Source organism: Polaribacter vadi, from assembly GCF_018861005.1.
GTDB classification, from domain to species: Bacteria; Bacteroidota; Bacteroidia; order Flavobacteriales; family Flavobacteriaceae; genus Polaribacter; species Polaribacter vadi_A.
This window is the reverse complement of sequence record NZ_JAHKQL010000031.1, coordinates 364,868-382,142: the sequence shown is the minus strand read 5'-3', so window position 1 is coordinate 382,142 and position 17,275 is coordinate 364,868. Positions and strand designations below refer to the sequence as shown.

Annotated in this window: 13 protein-coding genes; 7 read left to right on the top strand and 6 right to left on the bottom strand. The window is 28.4% G+C overall.

Annotation, left to right across the window (positions count from 1 at the left end):
• Positions 1-164: 164 nt before the first annotated feature.
• The 5 genes from msrA (at position 165) to KO506_RS14615 (ending at position 7,202) form a co-directional block, all read left to right on the top strand.
• Positions 165-821, top strand: coding sequence for a peptide-methionine (S)-S-oxide reductase MsrA (gene msrA, locus KO506_RS14635; RefSeq protein ID WP_215995661.1), 657 nt, complete (start codon positions 165-167; stop codon positions 819-821).
• 107 nt (positions 822-928) lie between these two features.
• A complete protein-coding gene (locus KO506_RS14630; protein ID WP_215995660.1) occupies positions 929-2,119 on the top strand; it encodes a DUF4856 domain-containing protein in 1,191 nt (396 codons plus the stop codon).
• 87 nt (positions 2,120-2,206) lie between these two features.
• On the top strand, positions 2,207-3,313 hold the full coding sequence (locus KO506_RS14625) for an imelysin family protein (protein WP_215995659.1): 1,107 nt from the start codon (positions 2,207-2,209) through the stop codon (positions 3,311-3,313).
• Positions 3,314-3,385: 72 nt separating this feature from the next.
• On the top strand, positions 3,386-4,774 hold the full coding sequence (locus tag KO506_RS14620; protein WP_215995658.1) for an HTTM domain-containing protein: 1,389 nt from the start codon (positions 3,386-3,388) through the stop codon (positions 4,772-4,774).
• A 1-nt stretch (position 4,775) separates the two neighbouring features.
• Positions 4,776-7,202: a TonB-dependent receptor family protein gene (locus tag KO506_RS14615; protein ID WP_215995657.1), complete on the top strand. Its 2,427-nt coding sequence runs from the start codon at positions 4,776-4,778 to the stop codon at positions 7,200-7,202.
• On the opposite strand, the gene KO506_RS14610 is transcribed toward KO506_RS14615, so the two are convergent.
• The 3 genes from KO506_RS14610 to KO506_RS14600 form a co-directional block, all read right to left on the bottom strand.
• Complete coding sequence (locus KO506_RS14610) at positions 7,199-8,263, bottom strand: imelysin family protein (RefSeq protein ID WP_215995656.1); 1,065 nt, start codon at positions 8,261-8,263, stop codon at positions 7,199-7,201. The two genes, KO506_RS14615 and KO506_RS14610, sit on opposite strands and share 4 nt — an antisense overlap.
• Entirely contained in the window at positions 8,264-9,673 is a 1,410-nt protein-coding gene (locus tag KO506_RS14605; protein WP_215995655.1) for a di-heme oxidoredictase family protein, read from the bottom strand.
• Between the two features lie 84 nt (positions 9,674-9,757).
• Complete coding sequence (locus KO506_RS14600) at positions 9,758-10,975, bottom strand: imelysin family protein (RefSeq protein ID WP_215995654.1); 1,218 nt, start codon at positions 10,973-10,975, stop codon at positions 9,758-9,760.
• Between the two features lie 178 nt (positions 10,976-11,153).
• On the opposite strand from KO506_RS14600, the gene guaB reads away from it, so the two are divergent.
• Complete coding sequence (gene guaB, locus KO506_RS14595) at positions 11,154-12,629, top strand: IMP dehydrogenase (protein ID WP_215995653.1); 1,476 nt, start codon at positions 11,154-11,156, stop codon at positions 12,627-12,629.
• An 18-nt stretch (positions 12,630-12,647) separates the two neighbouring features.
• Positions 12,648-13,544 (top strand): hypothetical protein, encoded by an 897-nt coding sequence (locus tag KO506_RS14590; protein WP_215995652.1) that lies wholly within the window; start codon positions 12,648-12,650, stop codon positions 13,542-13,544.
• A 6-nt stretch (positions 13,545-13,550) separates the two neighbouring features.
• Here KO506_RS14590 and KO506_RS14585 read toward each other — a convergent pair whose 3' ends face one another.
• From KO506_RS14585 to uvrB, 3 genes are read right to left on the bottom strand one after another with little or no spacing between them, the layout of a single operon-like run.
• Positions 13,551-14,633: a hypothetical protein gene (locus KO506_RS14585; protein WP_215995651.1), complete on the bottom strand. Its 1,083-nt coding sequence runs from the start codon at positions 14,631-14,633 to the stop codon at positions 13,551-13,553.
• Positions 14,634-14,675: 42 nt separating this feature from the next.
• Complete coding sequence (locus KO506_RS14580; RefSeq protein WP_215995650.1) at positions 14,676-15,110, bottom strand: RbsD/FucU family protein; 435 nt, start codon at positions 15,108-15,110, stop codon at positions 14,676-14,678.
• A gap of 41 nt (positions 15,111-15,151) precedes the next feature.
• Complete coding sequence (gene uvrB, locus KO506_RS14575; protein WP_215995649.1) at positions 15,152-17,140, bottom strand: excinuclease ABC subunit UvrB; 1,989 nt, start codon at positions 17,138-17,140, stop codon at positions 15,152-15,154.
• Between the last annotated feature and the right edge of the window lie 135 nt (positions 17,141-17,275).

Genomic DNA, 17,275 nt, shown 5'->3' with positions numbered 1-17,275 from the left:
TACGACATATAAAGTAATTCGAATTTTTTTATCGGATTAAAAGTTCAGAAATTTGTACCAAGAATTATTTATGTTCTTGGTGCAAATTTTATTTGTAAAATTTTGATTGTTATAAATAATCTTAACCAATTTCACTTTACATTAAAAAATATAAAAAAATATTTATGAAGTTATTAAAGTCAGTATCTATAATTACATTTTCATTACTATTAATATCATGTTTTAGTTTTACTAAAAAAGAGGAAGCTGAATTGTCAACAAAAACTTACATACCAAATGAAAATACTAAAATAGCTTATTTCGCAAGCGGATGTTTTTGGTGTGTAGAAGCTATTTTTGAAAGTGTAAAAGGAGTAGAAGAAGCTGTTTCTGGTTATGCAGGAGGAAATACTAAAAACCCTACATATCAATCAATAGGTACAGGTAGAACAGGTCATGCAGAAACTGTTGCTGTATATTATAATCCTAAAAAAGTAAGTTTTGAAACTTTAGTAACTGTTTTTTTTGGCTCTCATAATCCTACTACTAGAAATGGTCAGCATCCAGATTATGGAACTCAATATAGATCTATTGCATTTTATCAAACAGAAAATGAGAAAAAGATTATAGAAAATAAAATTGCTGAATTAAATAAAGAAGTTTATGATGGTAATATAGTTACAGAAGTTACCAAACATACTAAGTTTTATAAAGCAGAAGATTATCACCAAGATTTTGAAAAAAGAAACCCTAGTCAAAGTTATGTAAAAGCGGTTTCAATTCCAAGGCTTAACAAATTCAAGAATAAGTATCCTCAATTACTTAAAGTCGTAAAACATTAATTATTATAAATTATTTTTATTTATTCTTAATAAAGTTTGATGAAATTAACTTTGGATAGTATATTTGCACGCAATTAATATACTATTTTAAGTTAATCTAAATAAAAATGAAAAAAGTAATTTTATCACTCGCTTTAGTTTCAACACTATTATTTTCTTGTAATAACAATGAAAATGAAACAACAATGACAGAGGCACCAGCAACTTATACATTCGAAAGAAATGGAGAGTCTACAGTAGATTTTAATGGGCAAACTACTAGAATTCAGATGGGTAATGAGTTTGTTTCAGCATTGACAGTAACAACAGAAACAACAGCTTCTTTAAATGCTAAATTTGCTCATGCAGAAGGAGATAATGACTTTTCTGATACAGATTTAAATGCATCTTCTAAAAACTTAAGAAGTAAAACAGCTGCTTCTACAGATTTTTATGCTGCAAATACAACAGATGCTACAGCTATTAAAACTCAATTTGATTCTTGGATTTCAGCTCAGGTAAATGATGTTTTTCCTAATTGGAGTGTAAATGCAAGTACAGGTGTAGCTGGTAAAATTCAAGAAGCAGGTGGTGGTTCTGAAAGATTTGTAACTGCACAAGGTTTAGAGTTAAACCAAATGATAAATAAAAGTTTAATTGGTGGTTTAATGGTAGATCAAATTTTAAATAATTATTTGAGTACTGCAGTTTTAGATGAAGGTACAAATAGAGCAGATAATGATAATGATGTAGTTGCTACTGATAAAGTATATACAAACATGGAGCATAAATGGGATGAAGCCTTTGGTTATTTATATGGTAATGAAGTAGATGTAACTGCGCCAGTTTTAAATATAGATTCTTTTTTAAATAAGTATTTAAGTAGAGTAGAAGGAGATGATGATTTTGCAGGTATTGCTTCTGATATTTATGACGCTTTTAAATTAGGTAGAGCTGCAATTGTAGCTAAAGATTATACAACTAGAGATGCACAAGCAGAAATTTTAAAAGAAAAAATCTCTGAAATTGTTGGTATTAGAGCAGTATATTATTTACAACAAGCTAAAGCTACTTTAGGTACAGATAATGCATCTGCATTTCACGATTTATCAGAAGGTTTAGGTTTTGTTTACAGTTTACAATTTACAAGACAACCAAATTCTGATTTACCTTATTTTACTAAAACAGAAGTAGATACTTTTGTTGCTACTTTATTAGAAGGTAATGGTTTTTGGGATCTTACAGATGCTACTTTAGATGATATTTCTACAACTATTTCAGCTAAATTTAATTTTACATTAGAACAAGCAGCTAATTAATAATATTAAAATTAAAAGTGGTAAAAGGTAAAAGTTTTTTTACATTTTACTACTTTTGTTTCTTTATTTAGAATAAATAGAAATAAAATGTTCAAAAAAATAACAATTCTTGCCTTTTTAATTACAGTCATTTACGCTTGTAGTTCATCAACAGAAAATGAACCAGAGGTAACAGATAATTTTGATAGAGGTGTAATGTTAACACATATTGCTGATAATATTATTATCCCTTCTTTACAAGATTTTGATACTGAAATGAGTAGTTTAAAAGCTGCTGGAAATGTTTTTGTAACAACTCCTAATCAAACAAATTTAGAAGCTTTAAGAACTTCTTGGTTTACTGCTTATAAAGAATACCAAAATATAGAAATGTATAATATTGGTAAAGCAGAAGAGTTGCAATATAAATTTTACATGAACATTTATCCGCTTACTGTTGCAGATGTAGAGACTAATATTGCTAACGGAAGTTACGATTTAGACAATGTAAACTATCAAGATGCACAAGGTTTCCCAGCTTTAGATTATTTGCTATATGGTATTGCAGATACTGATGCAAATATATTAGCTAAATTTACAACAGATGCAAATGCAGAAGGTTATAAGGATTATGTTACTAATGTTTTAAATCAAATGAGTAGTTTAACAACTCAGGTTTTAAATGATTGGACAACTTCTTATAGAGATGAGTTTGTTGCAAGCACAGGAAACACAGCAACAAGTGCGCTAAATAAATTTTTGAATGATTATATTGAGTTCTATGAAAAAAATATAAGAGCTAATAAATTCGGAATTCCTGCAGGTGTTTTCTCATCAACAACTTTACCAGAAAAAGTAGAAGCTTTTTATAGAAAAGATATTTCTAAAGAATTAGCTTTACAAGCTTTAGACGGGTTTCAAAACTTATTTGTTGGTAATTTTAAAGGAACTTCTATTTCTGGTAAATCTAGTTTTCAACAGTATTTACAAGCTTTAGATAGGCAAGATTTAGTAACTAGTATTACAAATCAATTAAGTACTGCAGAAACACAAATACAAAGTTTAAATGCTAATTTCTTTGAGCAAGTAAATACAGACAATACACAAATGACATTGGCTTATGACGAATTACAAAAACTAGTAGTTTTTCTAAAAGTAGACATGGCTTCTGCATTAAATATTAGCATTATTTTTGTTGATAGTGATGGAGATTAACAACAGAATTTAAATATAAAATTTAACGAAAAGTTATTCTTATAATTAAGAATAACTTTTCGTTTTTTTAGAATGATAAAAAAATTAGAACATTACTTACAAAAGCAAACAAATGCAGCTCCTTTAGCTGTTTTTCGTTTGTTTTTTGGTTTAATGATGTTGGCAAGTATCATAAGGTTTTGGGCAAATGGTTGGATAGAAACCCTCTATTTAGAACCAAAATTTCATTTTTCTTATTATGGTTTTAGTTGGATAAAACCTTTAGGAATTTATACTTATTTAGTATTTGTAATTTGTGGCTTATCAGCAATATTTGTAGCAATTGGTTATAAATATAGAATTGCAATTATTACATTTTTTCTGTCTTTTACATACATTGAATTGATGGACAAAACTACCTATTTAAACCACTATTATTTTATAAGTGTTTTAAGTTTCTTAATGATTTTTTTACCAGCAAACGCATATTTTTCTTTAGATTCTTTAAAAAAGAAAGTAATATATAAGAACATTCCAAAATGGACAATAGATAGTATAAAACTAGTTTTAGGTATTGTCTATTTTTATGCTGGTTTAGCCAAATTAAATTCAGATTGGTTATTTAGGGCAATGCCTTTAAAAATCTGGTTACCTTCTAAATACGATTTACCTTTAATTGGCAATAGTTTTATGCAACAAGACTGGTTTCATTACACAATGAGTTATGGAGGTTTGTTGTATGATTTATTCATTCCATTTTTATTATTATACAAAAGAACAAGAATGTTAGCCTTTGTTTTGGTGGTGTTTTTTCATGTTTTTACAAGAGTTTTATTCCCAATTGGCATGTTTCCCTTTATAATGATAGTTTCTACCTTGATATTTTTTGATGCTAATTTTCATCAAAAGATAATTGATAAAATAGAATATTTCTTGTTAAAACTGTCATTTAAAGCGAAGTCGAAAACTTCTTCTATTATCAAAAATAACTTTACTTTTTCAAAAACAAAAAAACAATTCATTTATCCTATTTTAGGCTTGTTTTTATTGATTCAAATTACATTTCCTTTTCGAAATATTTTATACCCTGGAGAATTATTTTGGACAGAAGAAGGCTATCGTTTTTCTTGGAGAGTTATGTTAATGGAAAAAGCAGGTTATGCCAATTTTAAAATTGTAGATGCTAAAACAAAAGCTTTCTTTTATATTGATAATTCTGATTTTTTATCACTTTATCAAGAAAAACAAATGAGTTTTCAGCCCGATTTTATTTTGGAGTATGCACACTATTTAGGAGATCATTTTACAAGTCAAGGACATAAAAATGTACAAGTTTTTGTAAATAGTTATGTGGCTTTGAATGGTAGAATGAGTACTGTTTTTATCAATCCAAAAGTAGATTTATATCAGCAAAAAGAAAGTTTTAAGCAAAAAGATTGGATTGTTCCATTTTCATCAAAAGTAAAAATTAAAGGTATTTAATATGATATTTAAAAACTTAATTACAGCACTAATTTTCTTAACTAGTTTTGTTGCTTTTAGTCAGTTTAAAGTTACAGGTACAGTTGTTAATCAAGAAAAAAAAATACTGAATAAAGTACAGATTTATAATGAAAATGGTGGTTTATTAGCGCAAACAAATACTAATGGTAACTTTAGTTTTTCTACAGAAAAAGAAAGTTTGTCATTACTTTTTTATCTTGATAATTATAGTGTGAAGAACGTAACAATAACATCTAATCAGTATAAAGATTTAACTGTTGTTTTAGAAGTTTTATCCCAAGAATTATCAGAAATTCAAATTCAAGCCAATAAAAAGAAAGTGTTTGAATTAAAGCGCTTAAAAGATGTTGTTGGTACTTCTATTTATGCAGGTAAAAAAACTGAGGTTATTTTGGTAAATCAATCTACAGCAAACTTGGCAAGTAACAATGCAAGACAAATTTACAATCAAATTGCTGGGTTAAATATTTTTGAAAATGATGATGCAGGTTTACAGTTAAATATTGGTGGTAGAGGTTTAGACCCCAATAGAACAACGAATTTTAACACACGTCAAAATGGTTATGATATTAGCGCAGATGTTTTGGGGTATCCAGAAAGTTATTACACACCAGCTTCTGAAGGTTTGCAAGAAATTCAAGTAATTAGAGGTGCAGCTTCTTTGCAGTATGGAACGCAGTTTGGAGGGTTAATCAACTTTGTAATGAAACAGCCAAATCCAAATAAAGAATTAGAAATTATTACCAGAAATACTGTGGGGAGTTTTGGGTTGTACACCAATTTTACGAGTGTAAGTGGTACTAAAAATAAGTTGAGTTACTATGCGTATTTCAATTATAAAAAAGGAGATGGTTTTAGACCAAATTCTAACTTCGATTCTAAAAATGCATTTTTACACTTAGGGTATAAAATAAATACAAAAAGTAATGTTGCTTTAGAAATTTCTTACTTAGATTATTTAGCACAGCAAGCAGGAGGTTTAACAGATAATATGTTTGCAGAAGATCCTTTTCAGAGCAATAGAACACGTAATTTTTTTAAAGTAGATTGGTTATTATATAATTTAAAATATAATTATGATTTTACTGAAAACACTAAATTCAGCTTTAATTTCTTCGGATTAAATGCGTCTAGAAAAGCAGTAGGTTATAGAATTGCAAGAGTTGCAAACTCAGACGATTTTGGTGCAAGAGAATTAATTATTGGTGATTTTAATAACTTCGGATTTGAAACTCGTTTTGTAAATAATTATACCATTTTTAATAAAAAGGCAACATATTTAATAGGAGCCAAGTATTATAAAGCAGACAATAGTTCTTTTCAAGGACCAGGAACAGATGGTAGTGATGCTAATTTTACATCAGCAATAGATCAATTTCCTAATTATCAATATCAATCCGATTTTGAAAACCCTAATGAAAATGTTGCCATCTTTGGTGAAAATATTTTTTATGTAAACGATAAATTTTCTGTAACTCCAGGTTTTCGTTTCGAGTATATAAACACAGGTAGTAATGGAACAAAAAAGCGAACTAATTTTGATGGTGCAGGAAATCCTATTGGTGCCATAGAAGAATCTGATAATATAACAAAAGAGCGTTCTTTTGGTTTATTTGGTATTGGTTTTAGCTATAAAAAAGCTAAATCTTTAGAGTTTTATGCCAATGTTTCTCAGAATTATAGATCTATCACTTTTTCTGATGTAAATATTGTAAACCCTGCAAATGCAGTAGATACTGATTTAGAAGATGAAAAAGGTTTTACTTCGGATGTTGGTTTTAGAGGCAATTATAAAAACTTAATTTCTTTTGATGCAAATGTGTTTTCATTATTCTACAACAACAGAATTGGTGATGTTTTTACAACAATTCCGCCTGTAAATAATGTTGGTTTATTAAGAACAAATGTGGGTAAAGCTAGAATTTTAGGTATAGAATCTTTAATTGATTTTAACCTGAAAAAAATATTTAAGATGAATAATAATTATAGTTTTAATGTGTTTTTAAATTCGTCTTTCATTAACTCAAAATACACAGAAGCAAAAGAAAACGGAATTGAAGGTAATAAAGTTGAGTTTGTGCCAGATGTTAATATTAAATCAGGTATACGTTTTGGAATTGATAATTTCTTAACAAGCTTGCAATACAGTTATTTATCAGAACAATTTAATGATGCCAATAATACTATAATTTCTGATGAAGCTAATGCAGTTAGAGGTTTAATACCTGCATATAGCATTTTAGATTTTTCTGCATCTTATACCTATAAATTCATGAAAATAGAAACAGGTGTAAATAATCTATTAGATAAAACTTATTTTACAAGAAGAGCAACAGGTTATCCTGGTCCAGGTATAATACCTTCATCACCAAGAAATTATTATGTTACTTTAGAGTTTAAATTTTAATCACCATCATTATCTGTGGGTAATACATTAACAGATAATGTACTAGCTGCATCAACAGAAAAATATTTTACCAAGTCAAATAAAGAAGTATACAGAGCATCTACATTAGAATTATCGTTTATTATAGCAGTATATAAGCTAGTGTTAATAGCATTTATATGTATATAAACATCGTTAAAACTAGCATCAATTGCAGTAGATATTTCTGATGAATCAGCTATTTCATCAACTAAATCAGCAAAATTAACGCTACTATTAGAGTAGGCATTTTCTACTTCTTCAATAGCACTTTTTATCAATTCTAAAGAACTTTCGCTTCTAAAGGCTTCTAAAGATTCAACAGATGAATTTGATGAGTTTTCTAGACCTGCAGGTTTACCAACTTTAGTAACTCTAATTACATCTAAAACATTAATTAATTGATTAAATGCTAAACAACGTGCGTTTTGGGTACAAGAAATACTTGTAGAATTTATAAAATCTTCTTTATACTCGGTTTCCCAAAATTCGATTAATAAATTGCTTTGCACTAAAACTTCATTAGAAACACCTTCTAAATAATTTATTCTATTAGGGTTTTCTTGTAATAATTTAAATGCTTTGTGACTATCTTGATTGTTGTATAAGAGATATTCTAAGGTTCCTAAACCTTTAGAAGCTGTACTTTTTGTATTAAAATAATCAGAATTAAAAGTAACGTTTTCTAAAATGTTATTTTCTATGGTAGTTGTATTTATAGAAAAATTATAAATGAGAATATCGTAAAAAAGTGTTTTTATAGCAACCAGATTATATGCACTTATTTTAGCATAAGATTTTGCAGTAACTAACCATTGCTCTTTTAAATTATTAAAGTTTTCTTCTGTTTTAGAAGATTTAAATTGTGCTGTTAAATTAACTTGTTCTTCAATTTCTGTTTTAAAATTAATTAAAGCTGGATAGATATTAACATTGTAATATTCTTGATGAAAAGTGTCTATTGTAGATGTGTTTTCATCACTTTTATTACAAGCTAAAACAATTATTGTTGTAATTATTAAAAATATAAAATACTTTTTCATTTATAAAGAATTTAAAAAACTAAGTACTTGTTCGCGTTCTTCTGCACTTAAGTTCATATAATTATTTTTTGAAGTTTCTGCTTCACCTCCATGCCACAAAATAGCTTCTTCTACGTTTCTAGCTCTACCATCATGTAAAAGAAATGTATGATCATTCACAAATTCTATCATACCTAAACCCCAAAGAGGTTGGGTTCTCCATTCATTACCAGATGCTAAAAAATCTGCACTATTATCAGAAAGAGCATCACCCATATCATGTAATAAAAAATCAGAATAAGGACGAATTGTTATATTACTCATTTGTGGTAATAAGTCAAAATTACTTGTTGTAAAATTGTTTATATGGCATTTTACACAAGCTAGTTCGTTAAATAATTCTTTACCTTTTTGCACATTATATGTTTTGAAATCTCTTCTAATAGGAACAGATATACTACTCATGTAAACCATCATTCTACTCATTTGAGTGTCTGTAACTTCTACAATTTCTCCAGGATTTATACCATTTGTTATAGAGGAACAATCTACACCTTTAGGACAATTTTCTTCAGGGAAAAGTGTAGTTGTTAAACCCATATCACCATTAAAAGCAGCAGATATTTGTTGTTCTAAAGTAGGTTGATTGGCTTTCCAACCAAATTTACCAATTGTGCTTTTGTTTTCTTTTATATTCCAAACATAGTTTGCTTTACCAGAAATTCCATCACCATTAATGTCATTTATATCTTCATTTTCTATAATACTTTGTTCACTTAAAGCATCAATAAAACCTAAACCTATAACTTGCTGACCAACTCTAGGAGATTGATGTGCACCAGCTAAATTTCCATAATTACCATTTACTAAACTGTAAATAGGTTTTTTTAATTCATAAGATGTTCCATCAGGATAATTACCAGTTATAATTTCGTAACTTACATTGATGTCTGCTTCTTTTAATATTCCATTATTAGAATCATCTTGTAATTGATTACCATAATTGGGAAATGGAATAGGTCCTGTTATTGGATTATTGCCAGAACTTAAACGAATTAAAAAGCCTTCAGAACCATCTCCACTTTCTAAAAGAGGTATTCCTCTACCATCTCTTAAATGACATGCGCTACAAGCTCTTGCATTAAATATAGGTCCTAAACCGTCTCTAGATGTTGTTGAAGCAGGAGCAGAAACCCAACTTTGATCGAACATGGCATTACCAACTCCAAAAAAAGAAAGTTCTAAGTCAGACAATTCAGGGATCCCTCTACCAAATGCTTTGTCTGCAGTAAAAGCTTCAATAGATAGATGAGAAACCAAGTTTTCTTCATCTAATTCATAATTAATTTCTATATAATCATCTTCAGTAAACTCATTAGTGTTACATGAGATTAAAAGAAAAAGCAATAGATAAAAAAGATTTTTATTCATTATATTTTTTTACATAATTAAACTAAAAAACTGAAGTCTCATTATTGAGACTTCAGTAAAAAAGTATTTTAATTAACTTGGTTATTAGTTAATTGTAATATTTACTCCTAAAGCATTTGCTGCATCAGATATTGCAATACCTTGTGCTTTTAAAGCAGAAGATAATTGACCTGCAGGTCCATTAGAACCTAAAGTTTCTTCGCTAATAATTTCATCAAAATTTTTACCTAAACTTAATAAAGTAGCAAGTTTTGTAAGTGTATCTGTGGCTTTTGTTTCTAAATCACTAGAAATTTCTGTGTTTTCTACTTTTACAATATCAATTAAAGAAGTTCCTGAAATTGTAGTACCACTTTCTGAAGTATAGCTACCAACTATAATATTATTTATACCATTTACATTTGCCCACATGTCTTGATTTGTGTTATCAGAAAAACAAGAATGCTCATTTTCTTGACCTTCATCAATTGCAGGATCAATTCTCTCTAAAGCTACTTCACCATTAGAAATAAAACCAATACCATTTAAAATGTTTACTAATGCTTCATTTTCATCTAAAGCTTCAAAAGTAGTTCTGTAAGACCCACCAACAGCCCAAGTAGTTTTTAAATCATTTAAATCATTAACTAATAAATCTGTAACAATTTTTAAGTATGTTGCTCTTCTATCTGCAAAATCTGCTGTTGAATAATCAGTATATGATCTATCTCCAGAAACAGAATAATTATCTGTTGTATGGTTAATAGGATCGTAGTTTAAATCTTGTCCCCAAAGTAAAAATTCAATTGCATGCCATCCAGTAGAAATATTGTCATCTTTTCCTTCTTCATTTTTTGAGATAATATTTGCTTCAGTTAGTTCAAACGAAGTATCACCAATTAAACCATTTTGCTCTACACCTCCTGTAGTATTAAATACATAGTCGATATAAGATTCATCTAATGGCCAAGCATTAATTTGTCCTTCTGTACCTAACAAATCTTCATTGTCAATTGGTCCATTTGCTTCTCTATAAGCTTCAGTTTGTCCATAGAAATCTCTAGCATATAACCATGCATCTTGTGCTTCTTCTAAAGTAGTTTCACTAGGAGCAGCAATAAAGGCATCTATTTTTGTTTGCATAGAAACAGCAGTATTATAAGTGTCTGCATAGTTTTGAGATACTATATCTGCATAAGTTTCTAAAAATTCTGATACTTCTGCTGTATCTGTATCTTCAACATCATTATTATCATTAGAACAGGATATAAATGATAGAGTTAAGATTGATAAAAAAAGTAAACTTGTAATTTTAAATTTCATATTGTTTTTATTTAGACTTATTTTAAATTATGTGCAAATAAAATAATTTTTTACCAACAAAACAATCTTTATTAAGATTAATTATAAATAAAAATTTATTAAATTTTCAAAATGAATTTAAATTGTTAGTATTCAATTATTAGTTGTAAATTTGTACGCAATTATATCTTAATTGCAAATGATAGCACACGAAAACAAAATTTTAGGAGAAGGTCTTACTTATGATGACGTTCTTTTAGTTCCAGCTTTTTCTCAAGTTCTTCCAAGAGAAGTTAGTATACAAACAAAATTTACTAGAAACATAACTATTAATGTACCAATAGTTTCTGCAGCTATGGATACTGTTACAGAATCTTCATTAGCTATTGCTATGGCTAGAGAAGGTGGTATAGGTGTTTTACATAAAAATATGACGATTGAGCAGCAAGCTCAAGAAGTTAGAAAAGTAAAAAGAGCAGAAAGTGGTATGATTTTAGATCCTGTTACTTTGCCTTTAACAGCTGTTGTTGCAGATGCAAAAAATAATATGCGAGAGCATAGTATTGGTGGTATACCTGTTGTTGATAAAGATGGAAAATTAGAAGGTATTGTAACCAACAGAGATTTACGTTTTGAGCATAATAATAGTAGACCTATTGTAGAGGTTATGACAAGCGAAAATCTAATAACTGCTGCAGTTGGTACTTCTTTAAAAGATGCAGAAAAAATTCTTCAGAATTATAAAATTGAAAAACTTTTAATTGTTGATGAAGATTATATTTTAAAAGGATTAATTACATTTAGAGATATTACTAAAGTTACTCAAAAACCAATTGCAAACAAAGATACTTATGGTAGATTAAGAGTTGCAGCAGCATTAGGTGTAACAAAAGATGCTGTAGATAGAGCAGCAGCTTTGGTAAATGCTGGTGTAGATGCTGTAATTATAGATACTGCTCATGGTCATACAGAAGGAGTTGTAAAAGTATTGAGAAGTTTAAAAGAAAAATTTCCAGAATTAGATGTTGTTGTTGGTAATATTGCTACTCCAGAAGCAGCACAATATTTAGTTGCAGCTGGTGCAGATGCAGTAAAAGTAGGTATTGGACCAGGTTCTATTTGTACAACAAGAGTTGTTGCAGGTGTAGGTTTTCCTCAATTTTCTGCAGTATTAGAAGTTGCAAATGCTATAAAAGGTAGTGGAGTTCCTGTAATTGCTGATGGAGGAATTCGTTATACAGGAGATATACCTAAAGCAATTGCTGCTGGTGCAGATACTGTTATGTTAGGTTCTTTATTGGCGGGTACAAAAGAATCTCCAGGAGAAACAATTATTTACGAAGGTAGAAAGTTTAAATCTTATAGAGGTATGGGGTCTGTAGAAGCTATGAAACAAGGTTCTAAAGACAGATACTTTCAAGATGTAGAAGATGATATTAAAAAATTAGTTCCAGAAGGTATTGTAGGTCGTGTGCCATATAAAGGAGAATTGTTTGAAAGTATTCATCAATTTGTTGGTGGTTTACGTGCAGGTATGGGATATTGTGGAGCAAAAGACGTTGAAACTTTAAAAGAAACTGGTCAGTTTATAAGAATTACAGCAAGTGGAATTAATGAAAGTCATCCTCATGATGTAGCTATTACAAAAGAATCACCAAATTACAGTAGAAGATAAAATTGTTTAAAAATTGCTTTGAAAACAGAAATTATGGAAGAACAGAATTTTGTAAATTTTAAAAAAGTTAGAGGTTTAGGTGATATGCTTTCTGATACTTTTAAGTTTTTAAGTGTAGAATGGAAACCTTTTTTTGGTACAATAATTAAAATTTCTATAATTCCTGTTTTAATAGCTATTGGTTTTGCCTTATATTTTGTAATGAGTTTTATGCCATTATATGCAGATTTGTTGCAATTTAATCAATATGAGAACGACATTAATTTTAATTTTTCACAATTATTAATACCTTTTATAGGTTTTATTTTTGCTTATTTAGTGGCTTATGCATTAGTAACAGTAGCTTCTTTATCTTACATAAAATCTTACGTAGAAAATAAAGGGGTTGTTAATTATAAAGAAATACAAAATCTATCTAAAGAAAATTTTTGGTCTTATGTTGGTTTGTTTTTTTTAGTTGGTATAATAGTTGGTTTTGGGTTATTATTTTGTTTTGTACCTGGTATTTATTTAGGTGTTGTTTTATCCTTATCTATATGTTTACTTATTTTTCAAAACAAAGGTGTTTTCGATGCAATTAATGATTCATTTGGTTTTATTAAAGAACACTGGTGGGAAACTTTTGGAATTTTAATTGTTGTACAAATATTAATTGGTGTAGCAGGTTATATTATTAATCTACCAGCTACTTTGTATATGGGAACAGATATGGCAGCTATGATACAAAATCAAGAAGCTACTGAATTGATTAGTATATTTTCAGATCCAGTATATTTAGGTTTTCTGGGCTTTGCATATTTAGCTAAATTTATACTTTATATATTTTCAGTAGTGGTTACAGTCTTTATTTATTTTGATATTAAAGAACAGAAAAACCCATCTTCTGATATGATTAATGAGATTGGGGTTTTGTAGTTCAGCCTAAATTTTTTCTAATATTTTATTTAAATTAAAATTATAGCCTTCTCTTTCAAGGTAATAATTTCCATTTGGTTTTATGATTACAAATCCATTTAAACGAATTTTTTTAAACAAAGTTTTAGTTAAATAAGAATCATTATCATTAAAGTAATCTAAACCAATTTTAATTTCACTTGGATTAACAGCTATAAAAAGTTGTTGAATATTATCTTTTTTATCGACCTTTTTTAAATACTTCTTGTACCTTTTCTTAAAGTAAATTGAATGTTCATTATTAGGACAATCACAACTTAAATTAATAAAATTTAGTATTATAGTTTTGTCTTCATCAATAGATTTTTTAGTAATATTTTCAATATTATTTTTTATTTTATCAAATTCATTTATATTAAATCTACTAGTTTTAATTTTCTTTAAAGCCATTTTAAAAATGATGCTATCATTAGTTTCATCAAATAAAATATTTGAATCATCTTCTGCTAACTTTTTATAATCTTCAAAGCTAATTTCTTTTAAATCATCATTATAAAATTTTTCTGTTTTAATTATAAAAGGTTTAAAAATATAAGTTTTATTTATTTTATAACTTTTAATGATTTCATTTTTATGATTGTAGGTGTTTTTTTCTGTTAAAGTAAAACTATTTTCATCATTAAAAACTCCTTTATAACGAATTGACTTTATGTTATTTTTTTTGATAGGTTCATTTATATATGGAACTATTTTAAATGTAAACACACTATCTTTTATGGTATAAAAAGAGTTGGATTTAAATTTGGAATAATAGTTTAAATACGTTTCTAAATAATCGATAGAAGCTTCGTAATTATTTTTATTGGATTCAAATAATCCGTAAAAATCATCACTAACACTTATTTTATTTTGTTCCTTAAAAAGTATAGCTTTAACGCTAAAAATATATCCTTTGCTATCTAAATTTTTATGATAATTAGTATTTATAAAATCTTTTGTAGCTGTTTTGTTTTTAGTAAAATAATAGCCATTCTTTTTAAATGAATATTCTTGTGAAAATAGACTAAATGAGAGTAATAGAAATAGGTTTAAGGTCAATAAAAGTTTCATAGCAGTTTTTATAAATTTAATTTTCACATATAAATATAAAAATTAAAAATTACTTTCTTCAGCCATTTTAACTACACCAACAGTCAATATTAAGTTAGCGAATCTTCTTTGTTCTCCTGTTTGAATAATTAAGGTAGTTAAAGGGTCTCTAATTTTATCATAAAAAGCCCAACGTTCCATTTCATCCCAAGAAACATCACCTAAAAGTTTTTTATAAGAATCATGTATTTCTGCGTTTGCTTCTGCTGGTTTTTGCATAACAATTGCACCTTGTATTGGACAAACCTCTAAAATGCCTTCTAAAACTGTTAACGCATCTAATAAACCAGGTTTAAAGTTAAGATGAACAGTTGTAGAATTTGGTCCATTCATAGCACCTACAGGCAAATTACCATCTGCAATTACTACTTGAGCAAAGTGTCCTGAACGTGCAAGAACTTCCATTATTGTTGGGTGTATTACTGATGTTTTAAGCATAATTTTTTATTAATTTTTATTTTATTATAGTGTTAATTTATCTAAATCTTCTCTTTTAAAACAGCAATTTCATCACGTAATTTTGCAGCTACAATAAAGTCTAAATTTTTAGCTGCAGCTTCCATTGCTTTGCGTTTCTCTCTTATGCGTTTTTCTATTTCTTCTTTTGGTAAATATTGTAAATCTTGTTCTGCAGCAACTTGCTTTGCATTGTCATAATGATAACTAGAAATAGCAGATTTAGATAAAGTATTATCAATCTTTTTATTAATTTGAGTAGGGGTTATGTTATTTGCAGTATTGTAAGCAATCTGTTTTTCACGTCTACGTTCAGTTTCATCAATGGTTTTTTGCATACTGTTTGTCATTTTATCTGCATATAGAATAGCTAAACCATTTACGTTTCTTGCAGCTCTACCTACAGTTTGGGTTATAGATCTGTGACTTCTTAAAAAACCTTCTTTATCAGCATCTAAAATGGCAACTAAAGACACTTCTGGTAAATCTAAACCTTCTCTTAATAGGTTTACACCAATTAAAACATCAAACAAACCTTTACGCAAATCTTGCATAATTTCTACACGTTCTAAAGTATCTACATCAGAATGTATGTATCTACAACGAATATCAACTCTTGTTAAATATTTGGTCAATTCCTCTGCCATTCTTTTGGTTAAAGTAGTTACTAAAGTACGTTCGTCTTTTTCTACTCGAACCTGAATTTCCTCAATTAAATCATCAATTTGATTAATGCTAGGTCTAATTTCAATTATAGGATCTAATAAACCTGTTGGCCTTATTACTTGCTCTACAAAAACTCCTTCTGTTTTTTCTAATTCGTAATCTGCAGGAGTTGCAGAAACAAAAATGGTTTGATTTTGTAAGGCTTCGAATTCATCGAACTTTAAAGGACGATTATCCATTGCAGCTGGCAATCGAAAACCATATTCAACTAAGTTCTCTTTTCTACTTCTATCTCCACCATACATTGCGTGAGTTTGTGGCACAGTTACATGACTTTCATCAATCACCATTAAATAATCATCAGGGAAATAATCTAACAAACAGAAAGGTCTTGTTCCTGGTTCTCTACCATCTAAATATCTTGAATAGTTCTCAATACCAGAACAATAACCTAGCTCACGAATCATTTCTAAATCGAATTCTGTTCGTTCTTTTAAACGTTTGGCTTCTAAATGTTTCCCTATTTCTTTAAAATAATCTACCTGTTTCATCATATCATCTTGAATTTGATGAATGGCATTTTGTAAAACATCTGGAGAGGTTACAAACAAGTTTGCAGGATAAATATTCAGCTCATCAAAGTTTTCTAAAACTGTCTGACTCTCTAAATCAAAAGATTCGATTTCTTCAATTTCATCACCAAAAAAATGAACTCTATACCCATTATCACCATAAGATGGATAAATGGTTACAACATCACCCTTAACTTTAAATGTTCCGCTTTTTATTTCTATTTCAGTTCTAGAATATAAACTTTGTACTAATTGATGTAAAAATTTAGTTCTAGAAATTTGCTGATCTCTATGAATTGGAATTACGTTTTTCTTAAATTCTATCGGATTTCCAATACCATACAAACAAGAAACTGAAGCCACAACCAAAACATCTCGTCTGCCAGAAAGTAGGGAAGAGGTTGTGCTTAAACGCAATCTTTCTATATCATCATTTATAGATAAATCTTTTTCTATATAGGTTCCAGTAACAGGTATATAAGCCTCTGGTTGATAATAATCGTAATATGAAACAAAATATTCTACAGCATTTTCTGGAAAAAACTGTTTGAACTCTGAGTATAATTGAGCTGCTAAAGTTTTATTATGTGCCAAAACCAATGTTGGTTTTTTCACTTCCTTTACAACATTTGCAACAGAAAAAGTTTTACCTGAGCCAGTTACTCCTAATAAAGTTTGATATTTTTCTCCTGCTAAAATACCTGCAGAAAGTTCTTTAATAGCATTAGGTTGATCTCCTGTTGGTAAAAAATCGGATACAAGTTTAAATTCCATCTTGTAAAAATACACAACCTAATCAAAAATTCTATTAATTCGAATGAATTTTACGACTGAAAATAAGTGAAATTTGCATTAAGTCTTTCGATTTTACGAAAGATAATTATTTTGGCAATTGTAAATAGTTCTCGA